Source organism: uncultured Catenibacterium sp., from assembly GCF_900540665.1.
In the GTDB taxonomy this organism is placed as follows: Bacteria; Bacillota_I; Bacilli_A; order Erysipelotrichales; family Coprobacillaceae; genus Catenibacterium.
Map to the genome: position 1 here is coordinate 33,120 of NZ_UQGV01000004.1, position 14,722 is coordinate 47,841.

General features: G+C 33.8%; 16 protein-coding genes. 14 read left to right on the forward strand and 2 right to left on the reverse strand.

What is annotated here, in order from left to right:
* Positions 1-7: 7 nt before the first annotated feature.
* The 7 genes from yhbY (at position 8) to QZQ55_RS01440 (ending at position 5,872) form a co-directional block, all read left to right on the forward strand.
* Complete coding sequence (yhbY, locus tag QZQ55_RS01410; RefSeq protein WP_295088988.1) at positions 8-292, forward strand: ribosome assembly RNA-binding protein YhbY; 285 nt, start codon at positions 8-10, stop codon at positions 290-292.
* A complete protein-coding gene (locus tag QZQ55_RS01415) occupies positions 292-1,392 on the forward strand; it encodes a nicotinate-nucleotide adenylyltransferase (RefSeq protein ID WP_295088991.1) in 1,101 nt (366 codons plus the stop codon). The genes yhbY and QZQ55_RS01415 overlap by 1 nt, the downstream gene beginning before the upstream one ends.
* On the forward strand, positions 1,385-1,729 hold the full coding sequence (gene rsfS / locus QZQ55_RS01420; protein ID WP_006506640.1) for a ribosome silencing factor: 345 nt from the start codon (positions 1,385-1,387) through the stop codon (positions 1,727-1,729). Before QZQ55_RS01415 ends, rsfS begins: the two co-directional genes overlap by 8 nt.
* Positions 1,729-2,442 carry a class I SAM-dependent methyltransferase gene (locus QZQ55_RS01425; RefSeq protein WP_295088994.1) on the forward strand — a complete coding sequence of 238 codons (714 nt, stop codon included), beginning with the start codon at positions 1,729-1,731 and terminating at the stop codon, positions 2,440-2,442. The genes rsfS and QZQ55_RS01425 overlap by 1 nt, the downstream gene beginning before the upstream one ends.
* Before the next feature lies 1 nt (position 2,443).
* A complete protein-coding gene (locus QZQ55_RS01430; protein ID WP_295088997.1) occupies positions 2,444-3,136 on the forward strand; it encodes a 5'-methylthioadenosine/adenosylhomocysteine nucleosidase in 693 nt (230 codons plus the stop codon).
* Positions 3,137-5,446, forward strand: a complete 2,310-nt coding sequence (locus tag QZQ55_RS01435; protein WP_295089000.1) for a U32 family peptidase — start codon at positions 3,137-3,139, stop codon at positions 5,444-5,446.
* A 99-nt stretch (positions 5,447-5,545) separates the two neighbouring features.
* On the forward strand, positions 5,546-5,872 hold the full coding sequence (locus QZQ55_RS01440; RefSeq protein ID WP_295089002.1) for a helix-turn-helix domain-containing protein: 327 nt from the start codon (positions 5,546-5,548) through the stop codon (positions 5,870-5,872).
* Positions 5,873-5,904: 32 nt separating this feature from the next.
* On the opposite strand, the gene QZQ55_RS01445 is transcribed toward QZQ55_RS01440, so the two are convergent.
* On the reverse strand, positions 5,905-6,444 hold the full coding sequence (locus QZQ55_RS01445) for a YfcE family phosphodiesterase (RefSeq protein WP_295089005.1): 540 nt from the start codon (positions 6,442-6,444) through the stop codon (positions 5,905-5,907).
* A gap of 149 nt (positions 6,445-6,593) precedes the next feature.
* Here QZQ55_RS01445 and QZQ55_RS01450 point away from each other — a divergent pair, with 149 nt between their 5' ends.
* The 7 genes from QZQ55_RS01450 to QZQ55_RS01480 all read left to right on the forward strand — a co-directional run bounded on the left by QZQ55_RS01450 (position 6,594) and on the right by QZQ55_RS01480 (position 13,746).
* Positions 6,594-6,911 (forward strand): PTS sugar transporter subunit IIB, encoded by a 318-nt coding sequence (locus QZQ55_RS01450; RefSeq protein ID WP_295089007.1) that lies wholly within the window; start codon positions 6,594-6,596, stop codon positions 6,909-6,911.
* 179 nt (positions 6,912-7,090) lie between these two features.
* Entirely contained in the window at positions 7,091-7,363 is a 273-nt protein-coding gene (locus QZQ55_RS01455) for an ACT domain-containing protein (protein ID WP_295089008.1), read from the forward strand.
* Between the two features lie 12 nt (positions 7,364-7,375).
* The gene (locus tag QZQ55_RS01460; RefSeq protein WP_295089011.1) at positions 7,376-8,740 is read left to right on the forward strand and encodes a PFL family protein; all 1,365 of its coding nucleotides are present in this window, start codon (positions 7,376-7,378) and stop codon (positions 8,738-8,740) included.
* An 18-nt stretch (positions 8,741-8,758) separates the two neighbouring features.
* Positions 8,759-9,982: an ATP-binding protein gene (locus tag QZQ55_RS01465; protein WP_295089014.1), complete on the forward strand. Its 1,224-nt coding sequence runs from the start codon at positions 8,759-8,761 to the stop codon at positions 9,980-9,982.
* Position 9,983: 1 nt separating this feature from the next.
* Positions 9,984-11,693, forward strand: coding sequence for a GNAT family N-acetyltransferase (locus QZQ55_RS01470; protein WP_295089016.1), 1,710 nt, complete (start codon positions 9,984-9,986; stop codon positions 11,691-11,693).
* Positions 11,694-11,706: 13 nt separating this feature from the next.
* The gene (purF, locus tag QZQ55_RS01475; RefSeq protein ID WP_295089018.1) at positions 11,707-13,128 is read left to right on the forward strand and encodes an amidophosphoribosyltransferase; all 1,422 of its coding nucleotides are present in this window, start codon (positions 11,707-11,709) and stop codon (positions 13,126-13,128) included.
* A 159-nt stretch (positions 13,129-13,287) separates the two neighbouring features.
* Positions 13,288-13,746: a DUF6465 family protein gene (locus tag QZQ55_RS01480; protein ID WP_295089021.1), complete on the forward strand. Its 459-nt coding sequence runs from the start codon at positions 13,288-13,290 to the stop codon at positions 13,744-13,746.
* Positions 13,747-13,880: 134 nt separating this feature from the next.
* Here the strand turns inward: QZQ55_RS01480 and QZQ55_RS01485 are convergent.
* A partial coding sequence (locus QZQ55_RS01485) for a reverse transcriptase domain-containing protein (RefSeq protein WP_295089024.1) occupies positions 13,881-14,722 on the reverse strand: 842 nt, incomplete at its 5' end.

The window sequence follows — 14,722 nt, forward strand, 5'->3', positions numbered from 1 at the left end:
TAAATGAATGTTAAATAGTAAACAGAAGAAATTTTTAAGAAGTGAAGCACATAGCTTAAAGCCAATCTTCCAGGTTGGTAAAGATGGTGTAGGGGAAAAACAGATCAACAGCATCAATGATGCCTTAAAAGCAAAAGAACTTATTAAAGTTAAATTATTAGATACTTGCCCTGAAACAGTGAATGAAGTGGCTTTAGAAATCTCAATGGGTACTAAAACAGATGTTGTTCATATTATTGGACATACAATCATCTTCTTTAAATCAAGTGAAAAAGGAATTTATAAAATATAATGAAGATTGGTTTACTTGGTGGTAGTTTTGATCCTATCCATAAAGGACATATAGAGATTGCAAGCGAAGCAATTACTTCGCTTTCTCTTGATTCATTTTACTTCATTCCTACTAAAAACAACCCTTGGAAGGATAATCAGAATGCCCCTGGCGCAAGTCGTAAAGAAATGATAGAGATTGCGATTCACCAGGATCCAAAAATGAAAGTATGTACTATTGAACTTGATTCTTTAAGTGATGAGAAGAATTATACAATTAATACAATTCATGCATTAAAGAAGATGTACCCTGATGATACATTGTATTATTTAATGGGTATGGATCAGGCAATGGCTTTTGAAAAATGGAAAAATGCGGAAGATATTTCAAAATCAGTTCAGCTTGTTGCATTTAATAGAGGAGGTTATCCTACAACTCATCCTAATTTAGAGACATATCACTTTATTAAGATGGATAATGTAGAAATCACAGCATCTAGCACAGAAATTAAAGAAGGGGCATTAGATATGCTTGATGAAGATGTACTTCGATATATTTCTAAAAATGGACTTTATCTTGAAACTATGATTAGAAATAGAATGAAAGAAAAACGCTATAAGCATACTCTTAGCGTAGCTTCTTTAACGAGAGATTTCTGTGAAAGCAATGGTATTGATCCTCTCAAGGGCTATATTGCTGGTATGATGCATGATGTTGCAAAAGAAATGCCTCATGATCAGGCTAAAAAACTGATGAAGAAGTACTATGCTTCTCATCTAGATCAGCCTGAACCTATCTGGCACCAATGGCTCTCACGTTATGTATGTGAGAATGAATTTCTTATAAGTGATGAAGAAATCTTAAAAGCAATTGAAGATCATACAACAGCTTCTACATCCATGAGTCTTCTTGGTATGTGCTTATATTGTGCTGATAAACTTGATCCTTTAAGAGGATATGATTCATCAGAACAGATTACTTTATGTAAGCATGATATTGAAGCAGGATTTAGAAACTGTCTGACTGATTTTTATGAATTTTCAACAAAGAAGCATCGACCAATCGACCCATGTTTCTTTGAAGTTTATGATAAATATGTAAAAGGAGAAAATAATGACTAAAGTAGAATGTATTGTGAAAGCAATGGACGATAAATTAGCCCAGGATATTGTGGCAATCAATATGGAGAACGCCTCTCCTTTATATGACACATTTATTTTATGTACTGCATCTAATAAACGTTTATTAAATGCAATTCAGGATAATGTTGTTGATCAGTGTGAAATGAATGGTTTTGAAATTAAAAGCATAGAAGGCCGTGGCAATGCAGAATGGATTCTCATCGATGCAGGAGACGTGATTTGTCATATCTTCTCTGAAGAAGCACGTAAAGAATATAATTTAGAAAAATTATGGAGCGATATGCCTACTATTGATATCAAGGAGTATCTTGCATAATGGCTGCCTATAAAGAGTTTTCTTATTATTATGATTCTTTAATGGACCCAGACTTCTATTCAGATTATTTAAAATTCATTCATGAACATGCTAATCTTAAAACAGTATTAGAACTTGGATGTGGAACAGGCTTGACTGCTATTGAACTAGCAAAAGAAGGGCATCAGGTTCTAGCCACTGATTTATCTGAAGATATGGTAAACATCACCGCCTTAAAAGCAAAGGATGAAGGTGTTGAACTTTTAACTGAAACAATTGATATGTGTGATTTTGCGCTCTCTCAGCCTGTTGATACTATTCTTTGCTTAACAGATGCTATCAATTATATTTTAGGTAAGAAAAAGGTACAGGATGTCTTCAATAATGTTTATGAAGGATTGAAATACAATGGTACATTCATTTTTGATGTCAACAGCCTTTATAAATGCAATGTAATCTTAGATGATTATCATGAAAAAAATGAGGATGAAGATTTCTTCTTCTCATGGGATGTGGAAAGTGACCACAAGGGTAGTATTACACATCATATTATTATTGATGAAGACGGTCATCATGTTGATGAAACACATCATCAAAAAACACTTCCTGTTGAAGAATATGTCAAAATGCTTAAAAAAGCAGGCTTTAAGTCTATTGCATATTATAGTGATTTTGGTGAATACCAGGAAGAATGTGAACGCATTATATTTGTAGTAAAGAAAGTGAGGGATTAACATGTTAGGTATTATTGGTGCAATGAAAGAAGAAGTGAATGAAATTCTTGCGTTAATGAAAGTTGAAAAAGAATACCAAGAATGTAATTATCATTTTTATGAAGGCTTCTTAGGAAAAAAAGAAGTTGTTGTTGTGCAGGGTGGTATTGGTAAAGTCAATGCAGCTATTTCAGCTACTCTTTTATTAAAGAACTTTGATATTAATCATGTCATCAATGTTGGTTCTGCCGGTGGACTTGATTTAAAAGAAAATGTTGGAGACGTCGTCATTAGTGAGAAGGTTGTTCATCATGATGTAGATGTCACTGCTTTTGGACGTCCTTATGGACAGATTCCTGATATGCCTCTTTACTATGAAGCAGATCCTGCTCTTGTATCTTATGCAAAAGAAATACTTGAACATAATGGCTTAACTGTATACAGTGGTCTTATTGTTTCTGGTGATCAGTTTGTTGCAAGAAAAGACCAGGTAGATGCAATTAAAGAACATTTTCCTGATGCATTATGCTCAGAAATGGAAGCTGCAACAGTGGCTCAGGTATGTACAGTCTTTAATAAACCATTTATTATTGCACGTGGATTAAGTGATATTTTTGATAAAGGCAGCAGTTCTATCCAGTTTGATCAGTATCTTAAGGAAGCTGCAAAGTCATCAGCACGTATGTGCTATGATCTAGCTCAGAAGCTCGTATAAATGAATAGAATTGAATTATTGGCCCCTGCAGGTGATTTTGAGTCTCTGCAGGGTGCTATTGCGAATGGCGCTAATGCGATTTATCTTGGAACAACTGCCTTTTCAGCACGTGCCTTTGCAAAGAACTTTAATCTAGAAGAACTAGACCAAGCAGTACAATATGCTCATTTAAGAAATGTTAGAATATTTATGACTGTTAATACATTATATCAAGATGATGAAATGAAAGATGTTTTATCATTAATTGATAGCTTATATGATTTACAGATTGATGCATTACTGATCCAGGATATCGGCTTATTGAAGCTTGTCCATGAAAGATATCCAGATATGGAACTTCATACTTCTACTCAGATGAGTGTCATGTCACTAGAAGCATTGCGCTATTTTGAGGATTTAGGCGTTAAGAGAGTTGTTCTTGCAAGAGAAAATACAATTGATGAAATCAAATACATCTGTTCTCATACAGATTTAGAGATTGAAGTATTTGCGCATGGTGCCTTATGTGTGGCTTATTCAGGACAGTGTTTGATGTCTAGTATGATTGGTAGAAGAAGCGGTAATAGAGGGGCCTGTGCACAGCCATGTCGTTTGCCTTATAGTTTGGAAGAAGATGGAAAAATCATTGATACAAGCTATTTGATGTCTACCATGGATTTATGTACATCTGATCATATTAATGAATATATCGAAGCAGGTGTCGCTTCTTTAAAAATAGAAGGGCGCATGAAGCGTCCTGAATATGTCGCTGCAGTCACTCAGGTGTATTCTAAAGCTATTAAGCATTATTATGATGGTACACCTAACTATACAAAAGAGAACTTCAATGATATGAAACAGATGTTTAATCGTCATTATACATCTGGTTATCCATTTAATGCCAATAAGATTGTAGATGAGACTTTTTCAGGCAATCAAGGTGTTTTTTTAGGTTATGTCAAAGGATATGACTATCGTAGTAAACGTGTCTCTATTGCCCTAAAAAATGATTTAACACAAGGGGATTCCATTGTCTTTACTGAAATAGATAAAGGAAGACCTGTCAATAAGATTTATTATCAGAATAAACTGATTAATAAAGCAGAAGCAGGAATGAATGTCCAGATTGAGTTTGATGATGTAGTAAAGAGTGGCACTGTCAATAAGACAATCAGCGTAGATACTATTAACCGCATGCAGAAGACGTATCAGGAAGAGAAGAAATATCGCCTGATTGATATGTATTTTAAAGCAGCTCTTAATAAACCATGTTCTCTTATTGTAAAGTGTGATGGAGAAGAGATTACTGTAGTGAGTGAACAGATTATTGAAGCCGCCTCTAAACGTGCAGCAACTAAAGAGAATATTACTGATCATTTAAATAAGCTAGGTCATACTGTATATGAAGCAAGCTCTATTGATGTTTCTTTAGATGGTGCATTATTTATACCTATCACCATTGTCAATAATATGCGTCGTGAGGCACTTTCTAAGTTAGATGAATTATTTGCCTTTAAGAAGTTGCACAAAGCTCCTGTAAAGGCAATTCAGCCTCTTAAAGTCATTCCACAGGTTGTATCAGAATATCATGTAGTAGTTTCTAATATAAAGCAGTTAGAAATTGCCCTTAAATATTATGATCGTGTTTATTATTACTATGATGACCATTTAAAAGAAGCATTAGCATGTTTTAATGAATATGGTAAAACACCTAATCTTTATCTGCCTCGTATTATGCATGATAAAGATATAGATGAAGTCATTCACAATCCATTATTAAAACAATTCAATACTCTTATTGTCAATGACTTTGGTAGTTATAGATTATTAAAAGATCATCCTCTTATTATTGGTCAAGGATTTAATATTTATAACCATTATGATGCTTATGCATTTAAAGAACCTGTTATTGCGTCATTTGAATGTACAAGAAAACAGATTAGACAGATGAAAGATTACAATGCAGATCTTATTTTACCTATTTATGGTAAAACAGAGAATATGATCAGTGAACATTGTGTTATTTCACAATCTTATTTCCATAAGAAAGTGCCTCATTGTGGTATGTGTAAAAAGCATAGCTATAAGATTGTAGATAGAAAAGGAATATCTTTTGATATTTTTACAGACACATCATGTCGTAATCATATTCTTCATAATGAGCCAATCTATGTTGAAAATCATCAATCTATGAATATTTCATATTTTATTATGCTGACTACAGAAACAGAAAATGAGACTGTAACCGTTTTAGAAGACATCAAAAAACGTACTTCTAAAGGGAGAAAAAGTGATTTAAAACAGCCTTATGTAGTAGGATATTTCAAATAACATTTTAGATAAAATCTATATTTTTTATAATTCCTAAATTGCCACCTTGATTTTTTTGTGTTATAATAAACCACAGATAGAAGTGGGGAGGTAAACTTTATGGCATTAGATATGGATCTCGCTAAACGTCTAAAAACTTATAGAACTTTTAAAAACCTTACACAAAAAGAGGTAGCCGTACATCTTAATGTACCTCATTCTGCAATTTCAGATATTGAAAATGGTAAAAGAGATGTAACAGTTGGAGAATTAAAAGTTCTTTCACGCTTATATGGACGTAGTGTTGAAGAAATCATGAGTGGTAAGAAATATGACTACTATAATATTGCGAATATTGCAAGATTATTATCTGAGTTACCAGATGAAGATCTTAAAGAAGTCATGTTCATCATTGAATATAAGAGAAAAAGATTAGAAGAGAAATAGTTTTTAAAAGGGAGATAGCGTACTATCTCCCTTTATTTCATATTCTTTACAAGCTTCTTAAATTCTTCTAGTAAATGCATACCTTCATCAAGTACTTCCAGGTTACAAATATGATGATCTAGATTATCATAAAAAATAACATCAAATGGTTCAGTATCAACAATTGCATAAGTCCCATAACCATAACTTCCACGATTGATCATAGCACTGCCTGGATTCACAAAAGTAATGCCATCATGAACCTGAATAGTAGGGACATGTGTGTGTCCATGAAAGCATAGATGACATTTATTTTCTTTACATGCTTCTATTAGTTCATCATAGCCACTATAAACGTGATAATCATTACCATGAGTCACAAATATGCCTTTATAGACTACATAATGAGGAAAAACCTCTTCATCATGATTTCCATGTACAACTATATTATAATCTTTAAGTAATGGATCATCAGGAAGTAATGATGAATCCCCACAATGTACCAATAAATCCACTTTATTTTTCCATTTTTTTGTGATATCTTCCAATATATCGTTATACATATGCGAATCGCTTACTACTAATATCCTCATTTTAACCACCTCTAAAATATTATAAATTAAATTTATAGCCTTTTGAATATCCTTTTTTCTATTATGCCGAAAAAACTTTTGGGTAAGTGTTTACATCAGCTCAAAAAATTAGTATAATTACTATAGAAATTAGAAAAGGAGTAATGACAATGAAAACAATTTTATTAGTATGTTCTGCAGGTATGTCTACTAGTTTATTAGTAACTAAAATGGAAGCTGCAGCTAAGGAACAGGGAGTAGAAGCAAAGATCTTTGCTTTACCATTCTCTGATGCACCTAGAGTATTAGAAGAAGTTGACTGTATCTTACTTGGCCCACAGGTTAGATTCCAGAAAGCTGCAATCGAAAAATTAGCTGCTTCAAGAAAAGCTGGTGCTATCCCTGTTGACGTTATCGATATGAGAGATTACGGAACAATGAACGGTAAGGCTGTTCTTGGTACTGCTCTTAAATTATTAGGTGAATAACATAAACATAGAGAGAAGGAGATATTCCTTCTCTTTTTTCTTTTAAAAATATTAAGTGCATTTAAAATTACTTTTATGGACAATTATTTAGTCTAAGCATATTTTTTACACTTTTCATTTATCTTTTTACTTAGTTTTGCTATAATGTTTAAAAATTTATGAAATCGGAGGATTCGACTGTGAAAAAAGGGATTATTACTGTAGTTGGAAAGGATCAGGTAGGTATTATTGCAAAGGTATGTACTTATCTTGCTGAAAATGATGTAAATATTTTAGACATCTCTCAGACTATTGTACAAGGCTATTTCAATATGATGATGATTGTTAATCATGATTCTTCTACTAAGGCTTTTAATGATTTATCAGATGAACTTGCTGCTTTAGGCAAGGAAATTGGTGTTGATATTAAAATTCAGCATGAAGAAATTTTTAATATGATGCATAGATTATAAGGAGATGTGGAGATGATTAATCAATTCGAAGTTATTGAAACAAACAAAATGATTGAACAGGAAAATCTTGATGTAAGAACAATTACAATCGGTATTAGCTTATTTGAATGTATTGATTCTTCATTAGATGTTCTTTGTGACAATATTTACAACAAAATCATGTCTACTGCAAGAAATCTTGTACCAGTAGGACAGTCTATTGAAAAGAAATATGGTATTCCTATTGTGAATAAGCGTATCTCTGTTACGCCTATTGCAACAATCGGATCTTCAGCCTGCAAGAAACCAGAAGACTATGTACAGATTGCAAAGACATTGGATAAATGTGCCAAAGAACTTGGTATCAACTTCATTGGTGGTTACACTGCTATCGTTTCTAAGGGTATGACTAAAGCAGAACGTATGCTTATTGAGTCTATTCCACAGGCTATGAAGGAAACTGAATTTGTATGTTCAAGTGTTAATGTAGGTTCTACTAAGACTGGTATTAATATGGATGCTGTCGCATTACTTGGACAGATTGTGAAAAAGACTGCATATGCAACTAAAGATATTGAATCTATCGGTTGTGCTAAGCTTGTTATTTTCTGTAATGCCCCAGATGATAACCCATTTATGGCTGGTGCCTTCCATGGTATAAGTGAAACTGATGCTATTATTAATGTTGGTGTTAGTGGACCTGGTGTTATGCATAAAGCAATTAAGAATGCGAAAGGTAAAGACTTTGGTGAACTTTGCGAAGTCATCAAGAAAACAGCATTTAAAATCACTCGTGTTGGTCAGTTAGTTGCTTTAGAAGCTTCTGAAGCATTAGGTATTCCATTTGGTATTATTGACTTATCTTTAGCACCTACACCAGCTATTGGGGACTCTATCGCAGACTGCTTACAGAGCATGGGTCTTGAAAGAGTAGGGGCTCCAGGTACAACTGCCGCACTTGCAATCTTAAATGACCAGGTTAAAAAGGGTGGCGTCATGGCATCTTCTTATGTAGGTGGCCTGTCAGGTGCTTTTATTCCAGTCAGTGAAGACCAGGGGATGATTGATGCAGTCAATGCAGGTTCTTTAACTTTAGAAAAGCTAGAAGCAATGACTTGTGTATGTTCTGTAGGTCTTGATATGATTGCTATTCCTGGCGATACAAAAGCTGAAACAATCTCTGGTATTATTGCAGATGAAATGGCTATCGGTATGATCAACCAGAAAACAACTGCTGTTAGACTTATTCCAGTTATTGGTAAGGATGTAGGAGATACAGTTGAATTCGGTGGTTTATTAGGTTATGCTCCAATCATGCCAGTTAATTCATTCTCATGTGATGAATTCGTTAATCGTGGTGGACGTATTCCTGCACCTATCCATAGTTTCAAGAACTAATGAAAGAAGGTTTTATCCGTGTATTTAAATGATTTAACCGTATATTATCAGCTTACTGATGACGAAGATGTACTTTTCCTTTTAAAGAATGTTGACCAGCTAGACAACAAAGCTATTGAACATGATTTTATTGCAAAATTCCTACAGGTGGCTGAAAAATATGATCTTCATGATAACCTCATGAAGAGTCTTCTTACACATCTGCTTGCTATGCATGAAAATGCATTTTCACTCTCACTCGAACGTGTAGCAGACGTGAATGACACATTAAAAGCACTTGTTATGAGAGATCTTACTTATTTCTATAATCTTTTTCATTCATCATTTGATGATTTAGAGGGATTAAATAGAGAAATCTTTTTCCACTTCTCTCATTCTAAACCAATTATCAACAAAGAGATTTATGAAGTCTTCCGTAAATTACAAAATAATCTTGCAGAAAGCACATCAGTTGAAGATTTTTATAACATCCTCTATAATCATTATCACAAGTATGGTGTTGGTAAATACGGTTTAAATAAAGCTTTTAGATATGTAAATGGAAGTATCGTTTCTATTAATCATATAGAAGATAACACACTTGAACAGCTCATTGGTTATGAACGTCAAAAAGAACGTTTAATTACGAATACAGAAGCATTCATTAAAGGTAAAAAAGCAAACAATGTCTTATTATATGGTGATAATGGAACTGGTAAATCATCAAGTATTAAAGCTATTTTAAATCGTTATTATAAAGATGGTTTAAGAATGGTTGAGGTGTATAAGCATCAATTCGTTCATCTTCCCGAAATCATCGGAGAATTACAGAATCGTAACTATAAGTTCATTATCTTTATGGATGATCTCTCTTTTGAAGAATATGAAACAGAATATAAGTACCTAAAAGCAGTGATTGAAGGTGGATTAGAAAAGAAGCCTGATAATGTACTTATTTACGCTACAAGTAACCGTAGACATCTGATCAAGGAAACTTGGGGTGAAAGAGATGATTCTGAAATCAATGTGAACGATGCAAAACAGGAAAAGTTATCACTTGTTGCCCGTTTTGGTGTTCAGATTCTTTATGTTCACCCAGATAAGCAGCACTATCTTGATATAGTGGATGGACTTGCAGATCAGTACAACCTAAATATTGATCGTGAAGAACTCCATCGTTTAGCTATGGAATGGGAATTAAGAAACGGAGGCTATTCTGGGCGTGTAGCTAAACAATTTATACATATGATGCTTGGAAAATAAGATGAAACCCTTAAAATTATCTGATTTAAATACTGTATTACCTTTTCTAGATAATGCAGATTACGAAGGTTATAACTCAAATTTTGTTACAATGATGATGTGGAATCATGAATATCATATTGAATATGAAATTCATGACCACTTCTGCATTATGCTTCATAACTATAAAGGTCATCGCTTTTTTGCGATGCCTTTTGCGTCTCATGAATACTACAAAGAAGCTATTGAATATATGATTAATTATGCAAAGGAACATAAATTTCCATTTATGATTGATTGTGCAGTCCCTTCTTTTGTAGAGGAATTAAAAAAGGTATGCCCGGGAAAATTTGTTTATGAGCATACAAGAGATTTAGATGATTATGTCTATGATAAAGAGAAATTAATCACTTTATCGGGCAAGAAGATGCAGAAAATGAGAAATAACTACCATAACTTCATCTCACAATATCCTGATTATGAATACCGTACACTTAATGCGGATGAGGATATGCCAATGATTTTTAACGATCTTCTCAAATGGGAGAGGGGAGAAAGTGAACAGAGTGAATCTTTGACTTCTGAAGTGTATGGTATTATGTATCTTCTCTCTACGCAGGATCAGCTGCCAATTAAGATTGGTGGTATTTTCATCAAGGATGAATTAAAGGCATTTATGATTGGCTCTCCTTTAAAACATGAAACAATACAAATTCATATTGAAAAGGCAGATAAAACTATCAGGGGACTTTATGTCACTTTAAGAAAAGAATTCTTAGAACATGAATGTGCTGATTTTAAATATGTGAATAGAGAAGAAGATATGGGAATAGAAAATCTTCGTATCTCTAAGGAGCGTATGCATCCTTGTAAAATGGTTGAAAAGAGCCGTATCTATATCAATGATGCCATTGTTGAACAGGCGAATGATGAAGATATTGAAGATATTAAAGAAATCTGGATGGATCGCTTTGAAGATGAAGATGAAATCTCTACTGAATTCTATTTCAAATATCGATTCAAGTTAGAGAATAGTTATGTAGTCCGCTTTAAGAATAAAATCATCTCTGCATTGCAGATTGTTCCTTTTAAGGTAAAAGATTATGAAGACAGCTATTTTATTCTAGGTGTGTCTACTAGAAGAGATTATGAAGGACAGGGATTCATGAAATTATTAATGAATCATGTATTAGAGGTTTTTAAAGGCAAGCGTATTTATCTTCAGGCTTATCATCCTGAAATCTATGTGCCTTTTGGCTTTAAAGAATCACATAGACATATTCTTTATAAGCTTGACAAAGCAAAATATGCGCTTCCTAGTAGTATTTGCCTGTCCCAGGATATTAATCATCTCTATGATGCGTATAATCTCTATGTTAGAGATTTTAGCCATTATTTAATACGTGATGAAGACTATTTTAATAATTATTTAAGAAAAAGGTGTGCTGCATTTAACGATTCTATCCTAACATTTAAAAATGAGTATGGACAACAGGGATATATGATTTATAATGATAGGGGGAAGTTTGTCTATATTTCAGAATTTATATACAATAAAGAATATTTAGATGACATCCTTAAAACGATTTCTGTTTATTTCTATAAAGACATTCGCATCGAAACAGATTGCATGGCGTCTATTCATGGTGAAAAAACAGATATGATCACAATGATGTGTAATCAGGAGGATGATACACCTCTTGAGAAGCGCTATATCAATGAAATCTATTAAACAGGAGGCTATTATGATCAAGAATCATGATGAATTACATGAAGAGTGTGGAGTAGTTGCTATATGGGGAGATGACAATGCTGCTCAATTAACATATTATGGCCTACATTCTTTACAACATCGTGGACAGGAGGCTGCCGGTATTGTTGTCCGCAATAACAAAAGAAAGCTAAACATCCATAAGGGTGAAGGCTTAGTAAGTGAAATATTCGATAAAGAAAAGATTGAAAAATTATCTGGTAATGCAGCTATTGGACATGTCCGCTATTCAACTGCAGGTGGGGGAGGAATCATGAATGTACAGCCATTCTTATTCCGTACTCTCGATGGTATGATGGGTATTGCCCATAATGGTAATATTGTAAATGCTAACTTATTAAAGAAGGAACTTGAAGAAAACGGTTCAATCTTTAATTCAACAAGTGATACAGAGGTTCTTGGTCATTTAATTAAAAGAGAAACAGGACGATTTGTAGATCGTATCTGTAAATCATTAGAAAAAATTGATGGAGCATTCGCATTTGTTATTCTTGTAGAGGATGCTCTATATGTTGCAAGAGATAGATATGGTTTAAGACCATTGTCTATGGGAAGACTTCCAAGTGGAGGCTATATGTTCTCATCTGAAACATGTGCTTTAGATATTGCTGGTGCAGAGTTTGTAAGAGATGTAGAACCAGGTGAAATTATCCGTGTTAAAGATGGTATTATTAAATCTAAGAAGTATACTGAAACATTACCAATCTGCAATAAACTTTGTGCAATGGAATATATTTACTTCTCTAGACCTGATAGTAATCTAGATGGTATTAATGTTCATACAGCACGTAAGACTTGTGGTAAGACTTTATTTGAAGAAGCGCCAGTTGAAGCAGATCTAGTAATTGGTGTACCTGATAGTTCTATTTCAGCTGCTATCGGTTACTCTGAAGCATCTGGTATTCCTTATGAAATGGGTCTTATAAAGAATAAATATGTAGGTAGAACATTTATCCAGCCAACACAGGAAATGCGTGAACGTGGTGTAAGAATGAAGCTTTCAGCTGTTTCTTCAATTGTTAAAGGTAAGAGAGTTATCATGATTGATGACTCAATCGTAAGAGGTACAACTTCTAAGCGTATTGTAAAATTATTAAAAGAAGCAGGAGCCACAGAAGTGCATGTAAGAATTGCTTCTCCAGCAATCAAGTTCCCATGTTTCTATGGTGTAGATATTTCTACACTAGAAGAATTAATTTCACATCGTATGAATGTAGAAGAATTATGCCAATTCATTGAAGCGGATTCATTAGCATTTATTTCAATGGAAGGATTAAAGAAATCAGTCAAGCATGATATGGATGGAAATTGTGATTTATGCATGTCTTGCTTTAGTGGTAATTATGTCACTAAGCTTTATGATTCTATTGATCGTGCTAATAAGGACGAAAAATAGTACTACAAAACTCCCTTCATTGGGAGTTTCTTTCTTATATATACTACTTCGCATAATATATATTATGTAATTTTTGGTTATATCTGTTACATTTGAATTGTAAATTGAGTGTGCTATAATAAGAGTAGATAATTAGAGTATCAAAGGAGGATCTCCATTATGAAAAAAACTACAACTGCAGCGACTAAGAAAACAACTACTCAGACTGCTGCTGAAGCAAAGAAAGAAACTACAGCTAAAAAGACTACTACAGTTAAAGCTGCTGAACCTAAAAAAACTACAGTTAAAAAGACTAAAGTGAAGGCATCTGAGGCTAAGAAAGCCACAGCCAAGAAAACAACTGCAGTAAAAAAAGAGGCTGCATCAAAGAAAACTACTAAGACTAAAACTACTTATAAGCCTGTCAAAATGAATATTCAGGTGCAATATAACTACCACGATGTATCTTTAACTGAGATTGAAGATATGGTTGTAAATCATCTTGTAGAAGCTGGTTATAAAAAGACTTCAATTTTAACTTTGGATATCTATTATAAAGCTGAAACAAGTGAAGTGTTCTATATCGCAAAGACCAAAGATAAAGAAACTATCAAAAACGAAGAACCTTTATATATTTAGTAAATGGCTCCCCTTTTTAATAGAGTAGACAAGAAACAATGTTAATATTGTAATTAATCATTATTTCTGCGCCTCTCATTGCACCGTACGTACGGGTCTCGTATACGGCGCTACATTTATATGATAATTTCAAACTAACTTAGATAGTAGTTAAGAGGATTGATCAAACCTGGTCGATCCTTTTTCTTAACGGCTAGAGTCCTAGGGCTAAGTAGAAAGTTTACTACATGGCCATTGGCTTGTCTGTAAAGACCTAGTCTGGTGTTTGCTACCGAGAATATTTGTTCATCTGTAAAATGACAACTGAGTTTCTTATTCAATTTCTGTAGATTAATATAGATTCTTTTTGGTTTCTTCCACTGTTTAAGAATAATAACTCTGATTTTATGGCGAAGCCATTGACCAAAGGTGTCAACGAAGTATTTCATCACGCCTATTCGATAATAGTTAATCCACCCCACTACAATCTGATTGATTCTCTTGAATGTAACTGCAATAGGGCGTGCAATTCCTATCCTTCTTATGAGTTCTCTTCTACATTTATCGTAGAGTTTCATCTTGCTCTGATTGGAAGGCTTGCATTTCCATTCACCATTCCTTTGAAGGTAGGTGAATCCTAGGAACTTGCTTTCGGGTGGTCTGACCACCTTGGTCTTAGTAGCGCTGACTTTAAGAAATAGTTTCCTTTCTAGCCATGAAGTGACTGACTTCATTACTCTATTTGCACTCATTTCGCTCTTGACGAATATATTGCAGTCATCTGCATATCTTACAAAGCGTAATCCTCTATTTTCCAATTCCTTGTCAAACTTATCTAAGTACACGTTCGAAAGAATTGGAGACAGTGGGCCGCCCTGTTGAACGCCGACTCTAGAAGGCTTTACTAGACCGTCTTCCATAATCCCTGCCTGCATGAATTTGCGAATAAGATGTAATGTTGTTGAGTCATTCACATTCTTTTCTCTAAGTATTGAGA